Source organism: Xanthomonas sp. F14 (assembly GCF_014199865.1).
Window position 1 is genome coordinate 1 of sequence record NZ_JACHOM010000007.1, and the last position, 21474, is coordinate 21474.

Genomic DNA, 21474 nt, shown 5'->3' on the forward strand with positions numbered 1-21474 from the left:
CCCGAATCCCGAATCCCGAATCCCGAATCCCGAATCCCGAATCCCGAATCCCGAATCCCGAATCCCGAATCCCGAATCCCGAATCCCGAATCCCGGCCCTTGAGCCATACCGTACCGTCTGGTACGTTCGCGACGTTCTCCCCCGAACCACGGATGCATGGCAGTTGCCGCTGGGCCATCCCGGCCCGGCCTTGCGTGGGAGAGATCCGCATGAACAAGCGTTGGATCGGAGGCATCGCCGCATTGGCGTTGCTGGTGGCATCGGCGTCGGCGGTCGCGGGCGCTTTCAGCAAGACCTACGAACGGATTCCCGGCTGGGACGGCGCGCCGATGGGCGCACTGGTCTTGGTGCCGCAGGGGCAGGGCAGCGGGCCGTTTCCGCTGATCGTGATGCCGGCCAGTTGGTCGTTGCCGAATCTGGAGTACCTCGGTCGCGCGACCCAGCTGGCCAGCGATGGCTACGTGGTCGTCAGCTACACCTCGCGCGGGTTCTGGGATTCGGCCGGGCAGATCGATATCGCCGGCGCCGACACCGTGGAAGACGTCAGCGCGGTGATCGACTGGGCGCTGGCGCATACGCCGGCCAATGCGAATGCGATCGGTGCGTCGGGCATCTCGTATGGCGCGGGCATCAGCCTGCTGGCGGCCGAGCGCGATCCGCGCATCAAGGCCGTGGCTGCGCTCAGCGGCTGGGCGGACCTGGAAGCGTCGCTGTATTCCAACCGCACCGTCAGCCAGCAAGGCGTTGGGCTGTTGGTCGGTGCCGGCGCGTTGACCGGACGTCCCGGCCCGGATCTGGCGCAGATCAGCACACGGGTTGCCGTTGGCGATTACGATGGCGCCGTGCAGGGCTTCCTGCCGCAGGCCGCGTCGCGCAGCCCGGCAAGCGATGTGTCCGCGCTCAATGCGCATGGCACGGCGGTGCTGCTGGGCAATGCCTTCAACGACGGCCTGTTTCCGCCGAACCAGACCATCGCATTCTTCAATCAGTTGCGCGGGCCCAAGCAGTTGCTGCTCAGCCAGGGCGATCACGCCACCGCAGAGCTGCCGGGCGCGCTCGGCCTGCCCAACGAGGTCTACACGGCGACCACGCGCTGGTTCGATCGTCATCTCAAGCAGCTGCGTAACGGCGTGGACAGCGAAGCGCCGGTGCGGTTATCGCCGCGCGCGGGGCAATGGCTGGAGTACGCGGACTGGGCGTCGGTGCAACAGGGCAACACGCGCCTGGGGTTATCTGCACCTTCCGGATTGCTCAGCCCGACAGGCGGCTTGATCGGCGGCACCGCCAGCGGCTGGCAATCGCGCATTGCCACCGATGTGCCGACGTTGGCCGACTCGGGCGTGGTCCTGGTCAGTGGCCTGTTGCAAGGCATCGGTGTGCCGGTCACCACCTCGATTCCGTTGGTCAATCGCATCGGCGCGGCAGTGTGGGTGGGTGCGCCATCGAACACGCTACGGCGGCTGGCCGGCAGTCCATCGCTGCGCGTGACCGTGGTACCCAGCCAATCGAAAGTGAGCCTGTTCGCGTATCTGTATCGCATGGATGCGCTGGGCGTGGCGCAACTGATCACGCATGCGCCGTACTCGCTACGCGGGGCTACACCTGGCCAAGCAGTGACGCTGGATTGGCCGCTGCAAGCGGCTGCTGCGGAGATTCCGGCAGGGCAGCGCCTGGTGCTGGTGATCGACACGCAGGACGTGCGCTACACCGATGCCAGCGACGGCGGCGGTACAGTGACGTTTACCTCGCCGGCGGCAACGCCATCGGTATTGAACGTGCCGCTGCGGTAACGCTGCGCTGGGCTAACTCGGATGGTGCAGCGTCCGGCCATTGTCCCAATGCAAGCCGAGCAACGCGCAAGCTTTGGAAAGTATCGATTAACTCTCAGGTGCGTTGTCCTCGCCGCTTGCGGGACCCTTGGCGGCACGGATGCCGCCTACTGAGCTTCCAGGGTTGGATTCACGGCGTGTCCCGCAAGTGATGAGGGTGCTGCGCGCTCGACTAACCGGAATTTTGGCCGCATCTAACAAACGAGGCTGTGACCCGACTGTTGACTGTCTTGTGTCTGGAAGTAAATTGCCCGCGCGGATAGATCAGTTGTAGAGCGGTTGGTCTGCGGCTTGGCTGCAGGGCCCTTGTCCGCCCACCCTCGCGGGACACGCCGCAAGTACGTCCGTGTAGGCTCTTACGCGGCATCCATGCCGCGTAAGGTCCCGCGACGGTGGGCGGGCAAGGACCTGTCGAGATAGTTAGTGTGCTTAGGCAAGCTAGGCATGACATGTCGAGATGGTTGGTGTGCGTGGTTGTCTTTGGAGATCCGGGGTGCGCGGATAGGTCAGCTGTAGATCGGCGTGTCCTGAAGCCGGCGAGGGCGCCGCGCGCCGGCCTTGTTTTCAGGCCGCAAAGGTATGCGGTTCGGCTGCAAATGCCACGGCCAGTGCGCCCTTGCCGACGTTGACCATGCCGGTCAGGCTCATCACGCTTTCGAACAATTCCACGTTGTGGGTCTGACAGGCGCTTTGCAGGGCGGCGTAGCCGGGCAGGGCGTGCAGCTCGGCCAGTTCGCCGCCGTAGCCCACGCAGACGGTCGGTGTCATCAAGCCCTCGCGGATCTTACGCACGGTAAAGCCGAACAGCTTTTCGGTCGACGGCTCGAAGCCTTTCAACTTGGCCACCGGTTCGGTGACGCCGCGGTAGGCGCGCAGCACTGGCTTGATGTCCAGCGCACTGCCGAGCGCGGCGCTGATCAGGCCCACGCTGCGATCGCCCTTGGTGCGTGCACGCGCACGCAGGTAGTAGAGATCGCGCGGAATCATGTAGCCGTAGGTGTGTTCGGCCAGCTGTTCGAGCCGGCTGCGGATTGCCGCCACGCCCTGACCCTGCGCGCGCAGGCGTACCGCTTCCACTGCGGTGATGCCCTGGCCGGCAAACAGGTTGAGCGTATCGATCACGCGCAGCGCGAACGGCGAGGTGTGGCCGGCGGCCTGCCGGATCGGCTTGTAATCGTTGAGGATCGCGAAGCTGGCCTGCATCGCGTTATCGAAGATCTGGCTGCGCAGCTTGGAGATGGTCAGGCAGAACACGTGGTCGTAGTCGATGACCAGCCGTTGCAGGAACAGGTCGCGAATCTGGTTGACGGAAAACGGCGTGGTTTCCGCCTCGTGCCCACGCTCGGCCACATGCGCCTGCAGAAAGCTCAGCGTCGCTTCCTCATCGCGGTGATCAGCCAGCACCGCTTCGCCGATACGTACGCTGATCGGCAATACGATGACGTTGTTTTGTTGAATGAAGTCCTGCGGCAAATCGCAGGCACTGTCCACCACGATTCCGATGCGCATCGTCGCCCCCTCCGGCTGTTGCGTTATCTGTAACTGCGAACGCTATCGCAAAACAGCGGAGGCGAGTAGGGCTGTAGGTCGAAAGCTGGGCACCCCTACGCAAGAGCGCGCGAGGGGAGCCCCGCGCACTGCCACCAGGCAAGCTCGACGCATTCGAATAGGGCCTGGAGCAAGCAGCCGCAGGTGTGGCCGGAACGCAGACCACCGCTATGTGGCTCTGCACCATTCGCGCGCACCTCGCCGTCATGCAGATGACCGGTACACGCTGTCGCACTGCGATTTACCTTGCGAACTGAGGATCGGCGCACGCTTCGGCTGCAAGGTGGCGCCCGCTATCGCAGATGGCGAGCGAGGCCTGCTGCAATTGCTATAGCTCCCGTCACAACGCCGCTGCTAGGGTCCGACGCGACCGCTGCAAAGCGGCTCTCGACGCTGCCGCACCGGCATCGCCGCGCTGAACTTACTCGGAGAGAGTCAACATGCAAAACAGCCAATCCAGCACCCTTACTCAGACTGGCGCACAGGCGCCTACTACACGGCGGCGCGCATCGCGCTGGTGGAAGGCTGCACTGGCCGTGGGTCTGGTCGCGCTGACGCCGGCGGCGCTGGCCGGTCCCTACAAGATCTTCGGTAACCACTATGCGTGGGTCAATAATTTCAACGATCCCAACAACATCATCCAGGGCACGTTCGGCACCGGCAGCACGCCCGAGCTGACCGTGACCTTCAACTTCGCCGACTACAATCTCTACGGCTATCCGGCGATCGTGCGCGGCTGGCATTACGACTGGAACCCGACCAGCGACACGCTGTTTCCGCGGCAGATTTCCTCGCTGAGCAAGATCCCGCTCAAGTTCACCTACAGCGCCGGCGGGACCAATCTCGCAGGCGACTTTGCCTACGACATCTTCTTCCGCTGGGATACCGCCAAGGGCAACCCGCAGCTGGAAGTGATGATCTGGGGCGACCACAACTCCTGGCCGATCGGCACACTGACTGCCAGCAAGGTGATCACCGCGGGCGGGCGTACCTTCGACCTGTGGGAGGGCTTCAACTCCGGCGCCGGCTATTACGTCTACACCTTCATCCCGACCGGCACCGCCGGGCAGGCCACGCTCAAGACCAGCGGCAGCCTCAACGTGGACGCCAAGCCCTTCCTCAACTGGCTGCAGACCAACCGGTCCAAGGATGGGCGCTACAACAACAGCATGTATCTGCATGCAGCCGAAGCGGGTTTTGAAGTGGTGCGCGGCAATGGCTGGGCCAAGGTGAGCGCGACGCTGGATGCGCAGTAAGCACGATGCCCATCGGCGACATGGCCGAGGGTGCGTCATTAGCGTAAAGACCGGCGTGCAGCACACCGCACGCCGGTGATCGCACCTGCGGCGCTGGCCTGACAATCGTCGACGATTGCAGGCCGCTCGAGAGCCAACGAGGTGGCATGTGCGCGACGCACGCATTGCATGCCTCGCGTCCTGGCTGCCGACGGCTCGCGCAGCAGATCGACTGACGGCAGTCGGGCAGGCCGAGTCAGCGCGCAGGTCATATGCATGGCGACGTGCATCGACCGTGCAGTGTGAGGGTCTGCCGCTTCCGGAATCTCATGCACCGCCGCAATCACCGCACGCAGTTGCGCGCGGTGATTGCCATATCGGTGTGGCTGGCGCTGCCATCGCCAGCTTTGCACACGTGCCAGGCGAATGCGGGCAGTGCCATGGTCTCTGCAATGGGTGCGAGGCGTTGTTGCGTGCAGCCCTTGCTTGTCCGACCACCGCTCGCTGGATTGGCAGATTGCTTACAGCGCCACCAGCTGGATACTGTCGAACACCACGGCCGGGCTGAGAAAGCCGTTGTCCGGCGATCCCGAGGCGATGCCGATCTCGATCCGGTTGCTGCCCGATTGCAGCGCAGATGCCGGGATGTCCACCTCATACAGCGTGTTGTTGCCGCGCCATGTGCCGCGGGTGATGCCGCGTGTCTTGGGTTGCGTGGGCGCGGCCGGCACCGGGCCATTCCAGCGCGCATTGACGCTGATCTGCGGGCGCGCGCCGACCTGCGTCAGTGGCACGAAGATGCGCAGGCGATAGCCACGCACTTCACTCGAGCCCAGGGTGAAGTCGATACGGGTCGGGGTGTTGATGCCGCGCCATTGCACTGCCGGAAAGCTGCCCGCACTGCTCGATCCAACCGTGTAGGTCACCGGGGTCCAGCGCATGCGCTTGTCGGATGGATGCGCGCGTGGCAGCAGATCCGCATGGCGGAAACCGGCCGGCGTGCCATCGGCCGTGCCGATCTGCCATTTGATGGTCCCCGGCAGCACAACCGCTTGCAGCGCCGCTTGCGTGGTCGCGTTGGCGTGGATCTCCACATCGCGTTGCGCGACTTCCAGTTCGTTCTGGTAGAGCGTCATGCGGTAGCGTCCCGGGCGCACGCCCGCAATCTGGTAATCGCCGCTGCCGTTGGCGGTGGCCCAGTATTGGGCCTGGTCGTTGCGCAGGCCGATCACGGCAGGCTGGCCGGACAGCACGCCGCTCACCCGGCCGCTCAGCGCGCCATGCCCGTCGTTGGCGAGATAACCGGTCAACCCCAGCGTTGCATCGACGAAGGTGGTGTCCAGTTGTGCGCTGGAGGGCGTCCCGCCATCGGTGAACAGCAGCCCGTACACCCCATGCAGGCCACCGCGGAATGCCTCGGTCTGGGTGTGATCGGAATACATGTAGTTGTAGAGCTCATGGGTCACGCGGGTTTTCTGGGTGGCGATGTCCTTGAAGAACGGCCCGCCGGAACTGCGCTCGCGGTTGCCCATCAGCATGAACACCGCCACGCCCGAACCGCTGACGCCGTGTACCTGGTCGTCCATCATGCGGCGCGCCGAATAGAACTTGGAACTGGTGCGTCCGTCCGGCAGCAAGAACACGTCCTCGCCTTCCACCGGGCTACCGACATTGGAGTCCGGCTCCTGCTGCGCATCGGGCAGCTTGGCAACGTTCAAGCGGGTGACAAAGCGCAGCTCGCCGATCGGCAGCAACGTCGGTGCATAGGTGGCCATGTAAATCGCGTTGCGGCCCTTGCGTGCGATGTAGTACTGGATCAGGTCGCCGGCCTTGGCCGAAACCACGATCGTGGCGCCCACCACGCGTGACTCCACACTGGCGCTGCCCAGGCCCGAGGCGATCTGCGAGCCCTTCGACTCGGTGGTCTGCAGCGCGTTGTCGCGATAACGCATCGAGACGATGTCGCCGTTGCCGGCGTTGACCGCAAACACCAGCTCGGCGCCGGTATCGACAACGACACGGTCGCCGCTGCGGGTGACGCCAAATGCGGCGATGGCCGGCGCGCTGACGCCGGCGTACAGGAACAATGCGCAGGCCAGGATGCGCAGGATGGTGCGGGGCATATCGATCTCCATGCCGAAGTAGGGGCGTCGCTGCGGTGCCGACGCGCGATATTAGGCGGGCAGGACAACGACGGCGATGGCACGGACCTGCAGAGCGTGCACCGCGTACAAGATGCAGTGCTGAAACGCAGCGCAGTTCACGCTCCCTCTGCGATGCGCAGGCAGGTGGGACGACGCCAGGGCGTTGCGATGCGCCAGTCGTGCATTGCGACCTGGCGCATCGCAATGCACTTGTCGGGGGTAGCGTCAGCCCAGGGCGTCGCGCGCCGAGGCGATGGCAGTCATCCACTGTTCGCGTTTGCCGATCACGAAACGGTGCTCGCCGCCGTCATGCAACTGCACCGCCAGCGATGTCGGCGCCACCGGCAGCAGCCCGAACAGGCGCGTCCAGCGTGGCTGCATTGCTGCGATCTGGCGCAGGTGCACGGTCAGCGACCGGGTCTGTATGTTGTAGGGATGTGGCTGAAAGTGCAGCGCATCGGCGGTCAGGATCAGCCGCCCGCCGACCGCTTCCAGCCCGCGTAGCAGATTGGCCGGCGCCTGGCGCAATACGACGCGATCGATCGAGCGCAAGCCGCCTCCCTGGAACAGCGAGATCACTGCGACGCAGCGGCGGCGCAGGCACGCCGTTGCTGCCGTTGTCGGGACGGGATGCCAACGCTGTCGATCAGTGTCGATGAGGAGACGCAGAACATGCGGTAGGCCCGAGGGAGTGTATCAATGCAGTTGTTTATCGCTGGGAAGACGCAGCGACGCGGCACGATGCCATATCGCCGATGTACGCCGCCCCGCCGCCGACCAGATACATCAGCAGATCGTGCACCGTGGCGGTATTGCCAAGCGCGATGTAGGCCGCGCTGCCCGGGCGCAGTCCGAGCCGGTCGGCCAGATGCAGCGCCTGCAGCCCTTCGATCAGGCACCCGATCGCTACCGCCAGCACGCACGCCCAGCGTGGCGGCAGCGCAAGCACACCGCGCAATCCGCAATACACCAGGATCACCGCCAGCACATCGCCCAGGCTGCCGCGGACCCACGGCCCGCCCAGTGTGCCTGCGCCGATCGCCACTTCGATGACAAACACGGCGAATGCGACCGACAGGTAGGTGCAGCGCACGCCCAACGCCATGCGGGTCACCGCGCTCCCATGCGCACGCCGCTCCCGATCATTTCAGATAGGCCCGCGGCAACGCGCCGGCCGGTTGCATGTAACGCTCGCGCAACTCGGTCTGGCGTGAGCGCATCGGCATGTCGCGACCGCCCAGCCACACCTGCTCGGCGTAGTGGGCGACGTCCAGCGGGTCGCCTTCCCACAGCACCAGGTCGGCCTGCTTGCCGACCGCAATGCTGCCGATGCGATCGGCCACGCCGAAGATCTCCGCCGGCACCCGGGTCAGGCCGGCCAGGCCGGCTTCCCACGGCAAGCCGTTGGCCACCGCATTGCCGGCCAGCTGGCGCTGTTTGCGCGCGTTATGCGAGGCATCGCCACTCTGGGCAAAGCTGACCTCCACGCCGGCCGCGCGTAGCCGTGCGGCGTTTTCCAGCGTCGCACCGATCTGGTCGAAGGTGGACGGCAGGTCCGCCAGCGCATCCACCAGCACCGGCACCCTGGCCTGCGCCAGTTGCGGCGCGAGTTTCCAGGCCTCGGCGCCGCCGGCAATGGCGATGCGCACCTTTTCGCGCTGCGCCCAACGCAGCAACTGGCGGATGTCTGCGGCACGCTCCACCTGCACCACGATGCGTCCTTGCCCGGCCAGGTACCTGGCCAGCACGCTGCGGCCGACCGGGGTCAGCAGCGCATGCGGCGAGTCGGCCGGCACGCGTCCGCGCGCTTCGGCCACCAGTTGGTCGAGCAGCATCCATTGCGCGGCGCGCGAGCTGCCGGTGAGATCGGACGCCGCCGCACCGATGCGGATGAACAAGGCATGCGGGCCGAGCGGGTCCGGGCTGCCGTCCAGCCGCACCACGCCGCCTTGCCCGGCGATGAAGGCACCGCTGGTGGTCGCGCCCAGCGCGGTGAAGCCGATGCCTTCCACGCGCGCCACCGGCACCAGCACCGAATCGGGGTTGTAGGCCAGGGTGACGTCGAATTCCGGACGCATCGGTTGGTCGCTGAGTTTGACGCCGCTGTCCACGGTGCTGTCTTCGCCGGAGACTTCTTCGATGCCGATCTCGGTGATGCCGCCGAACAGGGCCGGCGTCAGCGGGCGGCCCCTGGCCTCGACCACGCGGCCATCGGCCGGCACGGCCAGGTTGCTGCCGATCGCGCGGATCACGCCGCCCTGCACCAGCACATCGGTATTGCGCAGCGTGCCTTGTGCGGTGGCGGTATGCACGGTCGCGCCACGGATCAGCACCTGCTGGCCGAATGCGGGCAATGCAAGCACTGCCAGGACCACTGCGGAGATCACGCGCAGACGCGGGCGCATTCCAGTGGTGCGGCTCATCGCGCCACCTCCTGGCCGAGCATGAAGTCCGACACCGGCTGCAGGTGGCGATCGTGGCGGTCGTAGACCTGCGCGCCGTCGATATAGACCTGTTCGGCCAGCGCGTAGGAGCTGAAGGGATTGCCGTTCCACACCACCATATCGCCCATCTTGCCCGGCTCCAGTGCGCCGGTCTGCTGCTCGATGCCGAGCGCCTTGGCGGCATTGCTGGTGAGCCAGCGGATCGCACGCTCGGGTGGAATCTCCATCCCGCTGCGGCGCGCGTTGGCGAGCACCTTGGCCGCTTCCTGATTCAGGCGCTGGATGCCTTCTTCCGAATCCGAATGCACGATGGCGCAGCTGTTGGCCGGCCTGTCGACCAGCGCGATGTTTTCCTGGATGCCATCGAAGGCTTCCATCTTGAAGCCCCACCAGTCGGCCCACAGCGCACCGCAAACGTTCTCCTGCGCCAGCCGGTCGGCCAGCTTGTAGGCCTCCACGCCGTGATGGAAGGCGGCGATGTGGAAGCCGAACTCCTTGGACAGGTCGAGCATGGTCGCCATCTCGTCGGCGCGGTAGCAATGGATATGCACGCGGATGTCGCCGTTGATCGCGCCGGCCAGCGTGTCGAGCTTGAGATCGCGCTTGCCGCCGGCATCGCCGCTGCTGTCGTTGTCGCCGCCGCTGCTCCACCAATGGCGCTTTTTCGCAGTCTTTTTCTTCGGTGCATTCTTTTGCAGATACTCGGCCGCATCGATGAAGGCGGCACGGTAGCCGGCCACGTTGCCCATGCGCGTGCCGGGGCCGCCCTTCTGGCCGTACACGCGCTTGGGGTTCTCGCCGCAGGCCATCTTCAGGCCCCAGGGGGCGCCGGGGAACTTCATGCCCTGGTAGGTGGTTGAGGCGACATTCTTGAGGGTGACGCCGCGTCCGCCGATCAGATTGGCCGAGCCGGGAAGTACCTGCAGCGAAGTGACGCCGCCAGCCAGGGCGGTGCCGAAGCCGGGATCCTGCGGCCAGATCGAATGCTCGGCCCACACGTTCGGCGTCACCGGGGCGGTCATCTCGTTGCCATCGCTGTGCGCGCTGACGCCGGGGCTGGGATACACGCCCAGATGCGAGTGCACGTCGATGATGCCGGGGGTCACCCACTTGCCGGTGCCGTCGATGCGGCGCACATCGGCCGGCGCCTCCAGCCCGCGCCCGACCGCGGCCACCTTGCCGTCGCGCAGCAGCACGTCGGCGTCGTCCAGCCGCTGGCCGGTGCCGGTGAGCACGGTGGCGTGCTGGATCAACACCGGAGCGGACGCGAGCGCGCGGTAGGTGCTGGGGTAAGGGTCTTGCACGAAACGCGATGCCGCAGACACAGGACCGCACAGCACGGCCGCGCCGAGCGCGGCGAACAGGATGGAACGCATGGATTTCCCCGGTGCAACGAAAACGTCAGCCGCAAACCTAGCGGCCGGCGGCGTGCTTGCCAAGTGCTGCACGGTCGGCGGCGGCGGGCTCATCACATGCGCCAGTGCATGCTATGCCGTATTCGTCAGGGAATACGTCGATGATCGTCAAGTCAGAGCGCAACAAACAGGCCGATGTGGTACTGGCTTTCTGGGAACTGGCCGGCTCGGCCCGCTGGTTCACGCACAACGATGCGTTTGATGCCAACTTCCGCCAGCATTTCAGCGAGCAGCACTTTGCAGCGGCGCGTGGCGAGTATGCGCACTGGATGGAACGTGCCGAAGATGCGCTGGCCTTGCTGATCCTGCTCGACCAGTTTCCGCGCAACGCGTTCCGCGGCAGCGCGCATGCCTACGCCACCGATGGCCTGGCGCTGTCCTGCGCCAGGCAGGCAATCGCCAGCGGCTTCGATCAACAGGTGTCCGCGCAGTTGCGGCTGTTTTTCTATCTGCCGTTCGAGCATGCCGAAGATCTGCAGGAGCAGGCGCGCTCGGTGCAGCTGATCAGCGCGCTGGACGATGCAGAAACCACGCGCTGGGCCGTGGAGCATCAGCAGATCATCCAGCGCTTCGGACGCTTCCCGCATCGCAATGCGGTACTGGGGCGCGAGACCACCGCCGAAGAGCAGCAGTTTCTCGATGACGGCGGATTTGCCGGCTGAGGGAGGCGACGATTGGCCTGCCGCGGTTGCACGCCGCTGTGGCTTTTCCGCGCTGCACATTGCGTATGGCCACGCGGATCGAGCGGGCGATCGACGCGATCGGTTGATGGCGCACACGCGCATCATGTCGCGCGTTGATCGACATCGTGCGGCGGTGCAATCACACCAATAGCCTCGCAACGGCGATGCGAATGACTTGCGCGGCGGCGAGTTGCGCTCTTCCGGATCCGGTGCGTGCCGCAACGTGACGCCGATACCGCTGCGGGCATCGGCCATCGCGCGGCAATCGCTCAACAGCCGCCCATCAAGGCTTCCGAACGCCAGTGCGTGCCTTCGCCGAGCAGCAGGTAGAAGCCGTAACTCTCGTAGCCGCTTTCCGACAGCACGAAGTCGAGCGTGCCGTTGCCGTCGATATCGCCGAACTGCAGCAGGTGCGTACGCAGTGGCAGGTCTTCGCAGTCGTCGCAGCCGCTGGCCGCGCTGCCCTTGCGGAACTGCCAGCGGCTGCCGTCATGCTCGAAGATCGCAAGCACGGCCAGGACACCGGTCGGGTTGTCCGGGTTGCCGGTCCTGGTCGGGTGATGGGAGGTCAGCACGGCCACGCGTCGCTGCGGCTGCTGCGTGTCGGTGAAAATCTGCAGCGTTGCCAGATCCTGCGCACGATCGGCAGGGAATGCCGTCAACGCCTGGGCCAGCGCCGCCGGCTTGACGCCGCTGCGCCGCTGCGCGGTCGCAACGGCCTGGCGCAACAGCTCGGCCTGTTCGGCAGCGGTGGCGTTACGGCTGGCAAAGCGCTTGCCGGGATTGAGATCCACCGTCGATAACAGCGGCGAATCGGACAGCGTGCTGGTGCCCTTCAAGCGCAGTCTTGCCGTGCCGCCGCACATGCTGTTGTCGTCGACGCTCAGCGACGCAAGCCGCACGGTGCCGCTGGACACGCCCGCATTGAAGACCTGCAGCGGCTGGCTCAGCAGCGACCTGGGCATGCTGGAATCCTTCGCCACGCCGCTGCCCAGCCACACCGGAATGTATTCCAGCGGGTCTTCGCCCGGCTGGCTGTCGTAGGTCTGTACCAGCACGACCGCGCGTGCGGGTTCGGCGGCCCGTGCGGCCAGCGGCACCAGCGCGGCCAGTGCAAGAGAGAGCAGGCGGGTGTGCATTGCAGCGACGTCCTTGTGCATATCGATCCATGAAAAAACGGACGCTCGGTGGAGCGCCCGTTCGGGATGTGCACTGTAGCAAACGCGGCTCAAAACCTGGCCGGCGGTTGCGGCGAGCCATCGCCGGATGCGGATTCCCCGCCACCGGCTGTGCCGTCTGGCTTGCTCAGTACTTGGCCACGCCGTTGTCCACCTCGTCCGACCAGGCGTCGATGCCGCCGGTGACGTTGTAGACGTTGCTGAAACCCAGGCCGCGGAAGTGCTCGGCCGCCTGCAGGCTGCGCCCGCCGCGGTGGCACAGGAACGCCAGCGGGGTGTCCTTGGGCAACTGCTCGATGGCGGCGCGCTCGTGCGCGTCCAGCGTGCGGAACGGCGCGGCAACGCTGGCCAGGGCACGCTCGTCGGCCGGGCGCACGTCCACCAGGGTCAGCGTACCGGCCTTGATGCGGTCGTCGGCATCGCGCACCGACAGCTCCTGCACCGGCTTGGGCGCATTGGGGTTGTCGATGGCCAGGCCACGGCCGCGGATGTCGTCCACCCAGTCGATGGTGATGCCGTCGGCGCGGCGGGCGCTGGCCAGATCGAACTGCACGCGCAGGCCGTTGGATTCGGCCGCGATGGCGTTCGGGTTGGTCGGCGCCAGCTGGAAGTTCGGCTGGAAGTTGGCATCGATGGCCAGCGTCAGCGAGGCATCCGGCGCATCGGCCAGCGCGCCCTTGAGCATCTCGACCGCGGCCGGGGTGATGGTGATCTTGGGCGGAGTCCGGTCTGGCGCCTGCAGGCCCAGCATGCTGCTCAACTCGCCGCTGTCGGCCATCTGCAGGATGATGTCGCTGCCGCCGATCAGCTCGCCGTCCACATACAGCTGTGGAATGGTCGGCCAGTCGCCGTAGGCCTTGATGCCTTCGCGGATCTCCTGGTCGGCCAGCACGTTGACGTGGGCATAGTCGATGCCCAGACCGTCCAGCACGCCAACCGCCTTGGCCGAAAAACCGCACTGCGGCATGCCTGGCTGGCCTTTCATGAAGAGCACCACACGGCTGGATTGCAGCAGCGTATCGATGCGGGAACGCAGGGCGGGATCGAGGGACATGGCAGCACTTCGGTCAGATCGTGGAGTCCGGGCATTCTACGCCGCATGGCATCATGCGGCATGACCACGCTTCAAACGCTGTATCGCATCCCCTCGCACCCGTACCGCTGGGTGGGCCTGCTGGCCCTGTCGCAGGCGGCGGTGGCGCTGCTGTGGTGGCATCTGGGCTGGGCCTGGGGCGTGCCGGCGTTGCTGGTGTCGCACGCCTTGTTCGTGGTGCCGGTGTTCCTGCCGCGCGCGCGCCTGTACGCGCCGGTGCTGGCGCGCCTGCCGGGCCGCGCCCCGCAGGTATGGCTGACCATCGACGACGGCCCCTCCGACGACACCCTGGCGATGCTGGATCTGCTGGACGCCTACGATGCCAAGGCCACGTTCTTCGTGGTCGGCGCGCGCGCCGAGCAACGGCCTGAACTGGTGCGCGAGATGGTGCGCCGCGGGCATGGCATCGGCAACCACAGCCATACCCATCCGCAGGCCTGGTTCTGGGCGCTGGGTCCGCACCGCATGGCGCAGGAAATCGGCCAGGCACAGCGCGTGCTGGCCACCATCACCGGGCAGGCGCCGCGGCTGTACCGCTCGGTGGTGGGCATGACCAATCCCTTCGTCGCCTCGCCGCTGCGTGCGCACGGGCTGACCCGCGTGGCCTGGAGCGCGCGCGGTTTCGACGGGGTGCGTTGCGAGCCGGAGGCCACCGTGGCCCGCATCGTGCGCGACCTGCGCCCCGGCGCCATCGTGCTGCTGCACGAAGGCGCCGCGCACGGCCACAACCTCACCATCCTGCGCGGCGTGCTGGAAGCGATGCACGCACGCGGCCTGGCCGGGTGGCGTCCGCTCTGAGGTCCTGCGCACGGCGTGGCCGATGGCGTGGAAGCGGAGCATGCGTTGCCGGATCCATCGTCCCTGTTGGCGGGAACGCTCTGGTGCGACGCGTCTTTTTTGTTCGCCGGATTGCCTGGAGCTGGCGCTCCCGAGTTCCGGCATCGATCCGCGCATGTATTGACAGCGATTTAACGCGGATCGAACATGCGCCCCCAGCCAGCAAACGGTGCGCGCCTTCCGGTGGCGCTGCCGACGCCAGCCTCAATAGCCGTCATCGACGGCCATACTCGCTCTTGAGGCTGACCCCATGTCCCATCGCACTATCCCTGTGCGCGCGCTTGCGCGTGCGGATCTCCGTTCGCCGCAGCTCCCGCTGGCGTACTCCCTGCTGGCGCTGGCCTGCGCATGGCCGTTGGCGGCTGCGGCGCAATCGAGCACGCGCGACCCGGTCGATCTGGACCGCCTGCAGATCGAGGCACACCGCGGCGCCGCGACCGAAGGCAGCGACTCCTACACCGCCGATGTGGCGCGCAGTTCGACCAAGCTGGAGTTGTCGCTGCGCGAGACGCCGCAGTCGGTGGTGGTGGTGACACGCCAGCAGATCGTCGACCGCAACCTGCAATCGCTGCAGGACGTCACCGACACCGTGGCCGGCTTCAACTCGCCGACCTGGGACACCGAGCGCACCTACATCAATGCGCGCGGCTTCGAAGTGGACTACTACCGCATCGACGGCATTCCCACCGACTACACCGGCGATGTGCAGCAGAACATGGCGATCTACGACCGGGTGGAAATCATCCGCGGCGCCAACGGCCTGACCACCGGCGCGGGCAGCCCGGCCGCATCGATCGACCTGGTGCGCAAGCATGCCGAAAGCGATGTGTTCACCGGTCGGGTCGATCTGTCGGCAGGGCGTTGGGACCGCTATCGCGGCACCGTCGACCTGCAATCGCCGTTGAACGCCGCCGGCAACGTGCGTGGGCGGGTGGTTGCCAGCGACGAGGACAAGCAGTCGTTCCGCGATTACTACAGCAAGCAATCGTCGCTGTTCTACGGCATCGTCGATGCGGATTTCAGCGATGCCACCAGCGCCTACATCGGCATCAACAAGCAGCGCAACGACGGCCGCGGCACCACCTGGGGCGGGGTGCCGGCGTACTTCAGCGACGGCAGCCGCACCGATTTTGCACGCTCGGATTCGTTCACGCCGCGCTGGGCGCGCGGCGTGGCGGACACCACCAATGCGTTTGCCGGCCTGACCCATCGCTTCGACAACGGTGCGCAGCTGCACGTGGAATATTCGCATCAGCGGTTCGAAGCCGATTGGAAGTCGGTGCTGTTCGGCTACTTCGATTACCCGGACCGCCAGACCGGCCTGGGCCTTGCCAACACTTTTGGCGGGCGCTATCCCGCACTCACGGCGCAAAACAGCCTGGATGCCTACCTCAGCGTGCCGCTGACCTGGTGGGGCCGCAACCACGAACTGGTCGCCGGCGCCACCTGGATGAACCGCAACGTGCGCAGCTGGTCCAACGGGCCGCAGCCACCGCAGGTGCTGACGGCCGAAAGCGTCTACGCCTGGACCGGCAGCATGGCGCAGCCGCAATGGACGCCGCTGGTGAAGGGCGAAGAACGCGACGTGCGCCAGGTGGCCGCCTATGCCGCCGGCCGTTTCAGCCTGACCGACGCGCTCACTGCCATCGTCGGCGCACGCGTCACCGACTGGAAGAACACCGATCAACTGGTGCCGGCCAATACCTACGAGCGTCGCGGCCGCACCACGCCGTACGCCGGCCTGATCCTGGACGTGGACGACCACCATTCGCTCTACGCCAGCTACACCGGCATCTTCAAGCCGCAAAACAATCGCGACCGTAGCGGGCGCTATCTCGCCCCGCTGGAAGGCAACAGCTACGAGGTCGGCGCCAAGGGCGAATACCTCGGTGGCCAGCTCAACGCGGCGCTGGCGTTGTTCCGTATCGAGCAGGACAACCTGGCGGTCAACGACCCCGGACAATTCGTGCCCGGCACCACCAATCAGGCTTTCCTGGCGGCGAAGGGCACGGTCAGCCAGGGCGTGGAATTCCAGCTCGATGGGCAGCTCTCCGAGCAGTGGCGGATCGCGTTCGGCTTTGCCCAGTTCGATGCCAACGATGCCAGCGGTGTCGACGTCAATCCGACCAGCCCGCGTCGCGAAGCCACCCTGTTCACCAGTTGGCAGACCGGGCCATGGCGCGTGGGCGGAGGCCTGAGCTGGCAGTCGGCCATCCACGAATTGATGTCCGGGCCACAGGGCACAACGCAACGGCTGACCCAGGGCAGCGTGGTGTTGGCCAACGCGATGGCACGCTACGACATCAACCAGGCATGGTCGGCGCAGCTCAACGTGCGCAACCTGTTCGACCGCAAGTACTACGCCAACATCGTCTATCAAAGCCAGTTGATCTACGGCGACCCGCGCGATGTGGAGCTGACGCTGTCCTGGAAGTTCTGACATTGCTCCAGACGACAGGCTTTGGCGGTATCGATGCCGCCATAGGTCCTGCGACGGTGGGCTAACCAAGCCTTTGCCTGCATCCAAACGGCGCGTCGACTCGGTGACTTGGTTGTCCCGAAGTGATTGGTCGGCGCGGATGGATCAATTGTAGAGCGGCTGCTCTGCGACTCGCTGCAGGGCCCTTGCCCGCCCACCCTCGCAGGACACGCCGCAAGTACATCCCTGTAGGCTCTTACGCGGCATCCATGCCGCGTAAGGTCCCGCGACGGTGGGCGGGCAAGGACCTGTCGAGAGCGTCGGTATGCATGGCAAGAGCAGGAACGGCGGCCGGCGGGTCAGATGCAGCGGTGGTTGCATGGACCTTGTGCGATCTGGCCGACGTGGTCTGATTTCCGAACAACACGTTCCGTCGAAGGCGGGCAGCAAGTTGATTGGGTTTGCCCCCTATCGCTAAATAGCCATGCACCCATGCATGCAAGCGACCAAGCCGCTGTGTCAAGTCACCCCGCATAGGTCATCTCGGTTTTGCGGTTGCATCAGCGCACGACCAACTTTGGAGGCGTGATGTCCTTACCGGTTCCGGGACCCTTGGCGGCATGGATGCCGCCAAGGAGCCTCCATGGATGGATTCACGGCGTGTCCCGGAAGTGGTGAGGGCATCGCGCCCTCGATCCACCGAGCTTTTGATTCAAGCTGCTGATCGCGCCTAAACGACGCCATCGCTCTAAGTCTTGATTGCCTGCTGCGTTGTGTAGTGGGGCTTGTAAGATGCGATAGATCAGCGGTAGAGCGGTATATCTGCTGTTTGGCTGTTTGGCTGCAGGGCCCTTGCCCGCCCACCGTCGCGGGACACGCCGCAAGTACGTCCCTGTAGGCTCTTACGCGGCATCCATGCCGCGTAAGGTCCCGCGACGGTGGGCAGGCAAGGACCCGTCGAGATGGTCGGTGTGTATGGCTTTCGACAAGGCAACCAGCGGATTCTCTGGGGCGTGGCGCACCACCCCTTGAAAACGTGGCCCGGGATCATCCGCATGACGTCAACAGCGGCTGTCAAAACGGCTGCGCGGCCAGTGCCCGGTGCGGCATTTGCTATGCGTCCACCCGGGTTTCTGCGTGCCGTCCACATCCGTCCGGCGACCGCGCGTTACGTTCTGTCAGTCGTTGTAAAGCGAGCCAGGCACGTTGTGCACTGCCTCAGCGCGGCTCGGCCACGATCAACCAGTTGTTGAACGGCGTGTTGCCATACAACGGCGCAAACGTTGCGCGCAGACCGGCGGCATCCAGCTGCGCCTGCAGGCTGTCGCGGGTGGGATAGCTGCGCGGCATGCGCTGCATCCAGCCGCTCAGATGCGCCAGCACATCGGTCACGCGGCTGGTGCGGCCACGGCTGCTGGCATCGCCCAATGCGCTGCGGATCACCAGCTTCGCGCCCGGCGTCAGCATCTGCGCCACGCTGCGCAACAGGCTGGCCTGCATGTCGGCCTGCAGATACTGCAGCACGTCCAGAATGGTCACGCTGCCGCGGTGTTGCGGCCAGGCCACGCTCAGATCGACCACGGCAAACTGCGTATTGCCCAATGCCGAGCGCTGCGCGATGTGTTGCGCGCGGCGAATCTTGGACGCGTCCACATCCACCCCGTGATACGCCAATGCCTGGCCATCGGCACGCAATGCGTGCGCGAGCAGGCCCAGCCCGCAGCCCAGATCCAGCACGGGCGCGGTGGTGCTGCGCAACTCGGCCAGCACGCCCGGATACAGCGGGTCGGTGCGCAGCTTGGCCTGGGTGTAGTAATAGTCGTAGCGATTGCCCAGCGGATGCGGCGGCAAAAACGCGCGCGCGATCGCCAGCGCCTGCGCGCGGCTCATGGGTTGGGTAGCGGTGCTGTGCAATGTCGTTCCTTGGCAATGAGGCTTGGTGCGCGGCTAGCTTGGGGCCTGCTAAGGCGATTGGGGCTGCTCACGCGTGGCGTGGTCCATCCCGATCGCGTTGGCAGCCGCTATCGCATCGCGCGCCGCTGGCAGTGCCAGTGCGGTCCAGCGCGCATACATGGCGCCGGAGGGATGCAGGCCATCGTCGACCAGCATGTCGGCAGCGTCGCCGCCATCGCGGCTGGTGGCGGTGATGTCGACAAAGCGCACCGAGCGCGCGGCGCAGCGTTCGGCGGCTACGCTGTTGAAGGCATCGATTTGTGCGCCGATCAGTGGCGCATCGCCGCCCTGCGCATGCGCAAACGGAGTCAGCCCCCAATCGGGAATCGACAGCACGAACACGCGTGCCGCAAGCCCGCCGGCGAACCCGATCGCACGCTGCAACAACGCATCGAACTGGCTGCGGTATTCGTCCAGCGAGCGTCCGCGGTATTGATTGTTGACACCGATCAGCAGGCTCACCAGCTCGAACGGCCCCTGCGGCGCAGCGGCATCGAGACCTGCCTGCAGCTCGTCGGTGGTCCAGCCGGTGGTGGCGATGATCTGCGGCGGCGCCACATTCCAGCCGTAGGCACGCAAACCGTCGACCAGTTGCACCGGCCAGCGCTGCTCGGGGGCAACGCCTTCGCCGATGGTGTAGGAATCGCCGAGCGCCAGATAGCGCAGCGGCGTGCCGGCCGCCGCCATCAGGCCACGCTGCGCGACTTGAGCGGCACGACCTTGGTGACCGCCTCGGCGCGGCGTGCCAGCGCACGGTCGATGCGTGCGAAGACATCGCGCATCACCGGCGCTTCCGGCATCAGGGTCACGCGGAAGTGGTGGCGGTAGGGCACGTTGAAGCTGGAACCCGGCACCACCAGCACGCCTTCCTCGTTCATCAGGTCGAGCGCGAATTCATGGTCGTCGAAGTTGCGTGCGGCCGGGCCGACCACCGCCGGGAACGCGTACAGCGCACCGGCCGGCGCCACCAGCGACAGGTGCTCGCTGGCCGCGCAGGCCTCGATCACCGCACGGCGGGTTTCGTACAGACGGCCACCCGGCGCGCACAGCGCCGAGATGGTGTCCGGCCCGTTGACTGCCGCGTCGATGGCGTACTGGCCCGGCACGTTGGCGCACAGGCGCAGCGCGCCGAGCAGGTCCATCGCGTTGCGCAGGTCGTTGATGCGCGACTGCTCGCCCGACAGCAGCGCCCAGCCCACGCGCCAGCCGCAGGCGCGGTGCACCTTGCTCAGGCCGCCGAAGGTGATGCACGGATGCGCACCGGCCAGCGGCGCCACTGGCACGAAGGCGGCGTCGTCGTAGAGCACCTGGTCGTAGATCTCATCGACCATCAGCAGCAGGTTGTGCTTGCTGGCGATGGCCACGATGCGCTCCAGCAGTTCGCGCGAATAGCTGGCGCCGCTGGGATTGTTCGGATTGATCAGCACGATGGCGCGGGTGCGCGAGGACACCAGCGTCTCGATTTCCACCGGGTCCGGCTGGAAGTCGTTTTCCGGGGCGCAGCGGTAATACACCGGCCGGCCATCGTTGAGGATGGTGGCGGCCGACCACAGCGGATAGTCGGGCGAGGGCACCAGCACTTCGTCACCGGGATTGAGCAGCGCACGCAGCGACAGGTCGATCAGCTCGCTGACGCCGTTGCCGACGAAGATGCGGTCCGGATGCGCATCCGGGTGCTGGCGCCGCGCATACGCGGTGGCGATTGCCTCGCGCGCTTCCGGCAGGCCTTGCTGATGGGTGTACGGATCGGTGCGGCCCATGTCGTCGGCGATCGCGCGCTGCAGATGCTCCGGCGCACGGAACCCGAACGCGCCTGGATTACCGATATTGAGCTTGATCAGTTTGCGGCCCTGCGCCTCCAGCTCCCGCGCTCGTCGCGCCAGCTCGCCCCGGATTTCGTAGCGGACTTCGGACAGACGCTCGCGGATGGCGAGCGGCTTTTGCGGGGCAGTGGACATGCGACGGGCCGGTTGTAGGCGTGAGGCTTGGCATGGTAGCGGAAATATGACAGGCGGACATGCTTGCATCGGCAACGATGTCAAGCCGCTGGCAGGCGTCAGCGGCTGGTCGGAGAGGCAAGGTCCTGGTCACCGTGGGCACACAATCAAGTGATGGCGTCTCAGCCTCGGAGACGCTTGATTGAGAAGATTGATTGAAGTCGAGGGGTTGGCTGATTGACAGCTTCTTAACATCTTCAGATTCTATTCCATCACTTGAGTCCGGCTTGGGCTCGACAGCAAGGAACGCGTATGTCAGGGGGAAGTGCGTCGCTCTCGTTAGTCGAGGGCGGCTCGTCGGTGCAAGACCGACCGGATCTGGGACTACAGGGGCTGGTCTTGCTAGCGCAATTTCATGGGGTTGCCGCCGACGCGGTGCAGCTGGCGCATGGGTTCGGACGAGGCGGCGAGCCGTTCGACGAAACCACGTTGCTGCTGGCCGCCAAGCAGTTGGGGCTGAAAGCCAAGGTCGTGGCCCAGCCGGCCGCACGGATCGGCATGGCCGCGTTACCAGCGCTGGCCCTGGTGCCGGATGGCGATGCCTTTATCGTCGCCAAGGTAAGTGCGGACCAGATCCTGATCCACGATCTGGTCGAAAAACGTCCGCGCTCCATCTCGCCCGCCGAGTTCGAAGCACGTTACCAGGGGCGGTTGCTGCAGGTGGCCTCGCGGGCTTCGGTGCTTGGCGACCTGGCCAA

17 protein-coding genes are annotated in these 21474 nt (G+C 66.0%); 6 read left to right on the forward strand and 11 right to left on the reverse strand.

What is annotated here, in order from left to right; all coding sequences use genetic code 11:
- Nucleotides 1-210: 210 nt before the first annotated feature.
- Nucleotides 211-1791 (forward strand): CocE/NonD family hydrolase, encoded by a 1581-nt coding sequence (locus tag GGR73_RS20000; protein ID WP_184458506.1) that lies wholly within the window; start codon nucleotides 211-213, stop codon nucleotides 1789-1791.
- Nucleotides 1792-2394: 603 nt separating this feature from the next.
- Here the strand turns inward: GGR73_RS20000 and GGR73_RS20005 are convergent.
- The gene (locus tag GGR73_RS20005; RefSeq protein WP_104544588.1) at nucleotides 2395-3339 is read right to left on the reverse strand and encodes a DegV family protein; all 945 of its coding nucleotides are present in this window, start codon (nucleotides 3337-3339) and stop codon (nucleotides 2395-2397) included.
- Nucleotides 3340-3818: 479 nt separating this feature from the next.
- Here GGR73_RS20005 and GGR73_RS20010 point away from each other — a divergent pair, with 479 nt between their 5' ends.
- The gene (locus GGR73_RS20010; RefSeq protein WP_046344285.1) at nucleotides 3819-4634 is read left to right on the forward strand and encodes a GH12 family glycosyl hydrolase domain-containing protein; all 816 of its coding nucleotides are present in this window, start codon (nucleotides 3819-3821) and stop codon (nucleotides 4632-4634) included.
- Between the two features lie 500 nt (nucleotides 4635-5134).
- On the opposite strand, the gene GGR73_RS20015 is transcribed toward GGR73_RS20010, so the two are convergent.
- The 5 genes from GGR73_RS20015 to GGR73_RS20035 form a co-directional block, all read right to left on the reverse strand.
- Nucleotides 5135-6736 (reverse strand): rhamnogalacturonan lyase B N-terminal domain-containing protein, encoded by a 1602-nt coding sequence (locus tag GGR73_RS20015; protein WP_184458508.1) that lies wholly within the window; start codon nucleotides 6734-6736, stop codon nucleotides 5135-5137.
- Nucleotides 6737-6982: 246 nt separating this feature from the next.
- Nucleotides 6983-7309: a hypothetical protein gene (locus GGR73_RS20020; RefSeq protein ID WP_184458510.1), complete on the reverse strand. Its 327-nt coding sequence runs from the start codon at nucleotides 7307-7309 to the stop codon at nucleotides 6983-6985.
- A 157-nt stretch (nucleotides 7310-7466) separates the two neighbouring features.
- The gene (locus tag GGR73_RS20025; RefSeq protein WP_039525513.1) at nucleotides 7467-7862 is read right to left on the reverse strand and encodes a ribosomal maturation YjgA family protein; all 396 of its coding nucleotides are present in this window, start codon (nucleotides 7860-7862) and stop codon (nucleotides 7467-7469) included.
- Nucleotides 7863-7899: 37 nt separating this feature from the next.
- Entirely contained in the window at nucleotides 7900-9180 is a 1281-nt protein-coding gene (locus tag GGR73_RS20030; RefSeq protein ID WP_102251289.1) for an amidohydrolase family protein, read from the reverse strand.
- Nucleotides 9177-10577, reverse strand: coding sequence for an amidohydrolase (locus GGR73_RS20035; RefSeq protein WP_184458512.1), 1401 nt, complete (start codon nucleotides 10575-10577; stop codon nucleotides 9177-9179). The genes GGR73_RS20030 and GGR73_RS20035 overlap by 4 nt, the downstream gene beginning before the upstream one ends.
- A 140-nt stretch (nucleotides 10578-10717) precedes the next feature.
- Between GGR73_RS20035 and GGR73_RS20040 the strand changes: the two genes are divergently transcribed.
- Nucleotides 10718-11278 carry a DUF924 family protein gene (locus tag GGR73_RS20040; RefSeq protein WP_102251291.1) on the forward strand — a complete coding sequence of 187 codons (561 nt, stop codon included), beginning with the start codon at nucleotides 10718-10720 and terminating at the stop codon, nucleotides 11276-11278.
- A 290-nt stretch (nucleotides 11279-11568) separates the two neighbouring features.
- Here GGR73_RS20040 and GGR73_RS20045 read toward each other — a convergent pair whose 3' ends face one another.
- Both GGR73_RS20045 and grxD read right to left on the reverse strand, forming a co-directional pair.
- Entirely contained in the window at nucleotides 11569-12438 is an 870-nt protein-coding gene (locus GGR73_RS20045; protein ID WP_184458518.1) for a hypothetical protein, read from the reverse strand.
- A gap of 166 nt (nucleotides 12439-12604) precedes the next feature.
- Entirely contained in the window at nucleotides 12605-13531 is a 927-nt protein-coding gene (grxD, locus tag GGR73_RS20050; protein WP_024938949.1) for a Grx4 family monothiol glutaredoxin, read from the reverse strand.
- A gap of 45 nt (nucleotides 13532-13576) precedes the next feature.
- Here grxD and GGR73_RS20055 point away from each other — a divergent pair, with 45 nt between their 5' ends.
- Both GGR73_RS20055 and GGR73_RS20060 read left to right on the forward strand, forming a co-directional pair.
- Nucleotides 13577-14368 (forward strand): polysaccharide deacetylase family protein, encoded by a 792-nt coding sequence (locus GGR73_RS20055; RefSeq protein ID WP_184458514.1) that lies wholly within the window; start codon nucleotides 13577-13579, stop codon nucleotides 14366-14368.
- 289 nt (nucleotides 14369-14657) lie between these two features.
- Nucleotides 14658-16847 carry a TonB-dependent siderophore receptor gene (locus GGR73_RS20060; RefSeq protein WP_184458516.1) on the forward strand — a complete coding sequence of 730 codons (2190 nt, stop codon included), beginning with the start codon at nucleotides 14658-14660 and terminating at the stop codon, nucleotides 16845-16847.
- 1197 nt (nucleotides 16848-18044) lie between these two features.
- Here GGR73_RS20060 and GGR73_RS20065 read toward each other — a convergent pair.
- The 3 genes from GGR73_RS20065 to GGR73_RS20075 form a co-directional block, all read right to left on the reverse strand.
- Complete coding sequence (locus tag GGR73_RS20065; protein WP_003483442.1) at nucleotides 18045-18716, reverse strand: methyltransferase; 672 nt, start codon at nucleotides 18714-18716, stop codon at nucleotides 18045-18047.
- Nucleotides 18717-18788: 72 nt separating this feature from the next.
- Nucleotides 18789-19466 (reverse strand): SGNH/GDSL hydrolase family protein, encoded by a 678-nt coding sequence (locus tag GGR73_RS20070; protein ID WP_102251297.1) that lies wholly within the window; start codon nucleotides 19464-19466, stop codon nucleotides 18789-18791.
- Nucleotides 19466-20737 (reverse strand): pyridoxal phosphate-dependent aminotransferase, encoded by a 1272-nt coding sequence (locus tag GGR73_RS20075; protein ID WP_047129295.1) that lies wholly within the window; start codon nucleotides 20735-20737, stop codon nucleotides 19466-19468. Before GGR73_RS20075 ends, GGR73_RS20070 begins: the two co-directional genes overlap by 1 nt.
- Before the next feature lie 291 nt (nucleotides 20738-21028).
- Here GGR73_RS20075 and GGR73_RS20080 point away from each other — a divergent pair.
- A partial coding sequence (locus tag GGR73_RS20080; RefSeq protein WP_456363016.1) for a cysteine peptidase family C39 domain-containing protein occupies nucleotides 21029-21474 on the forward strand: 446 nt, incomplete at its 3' end.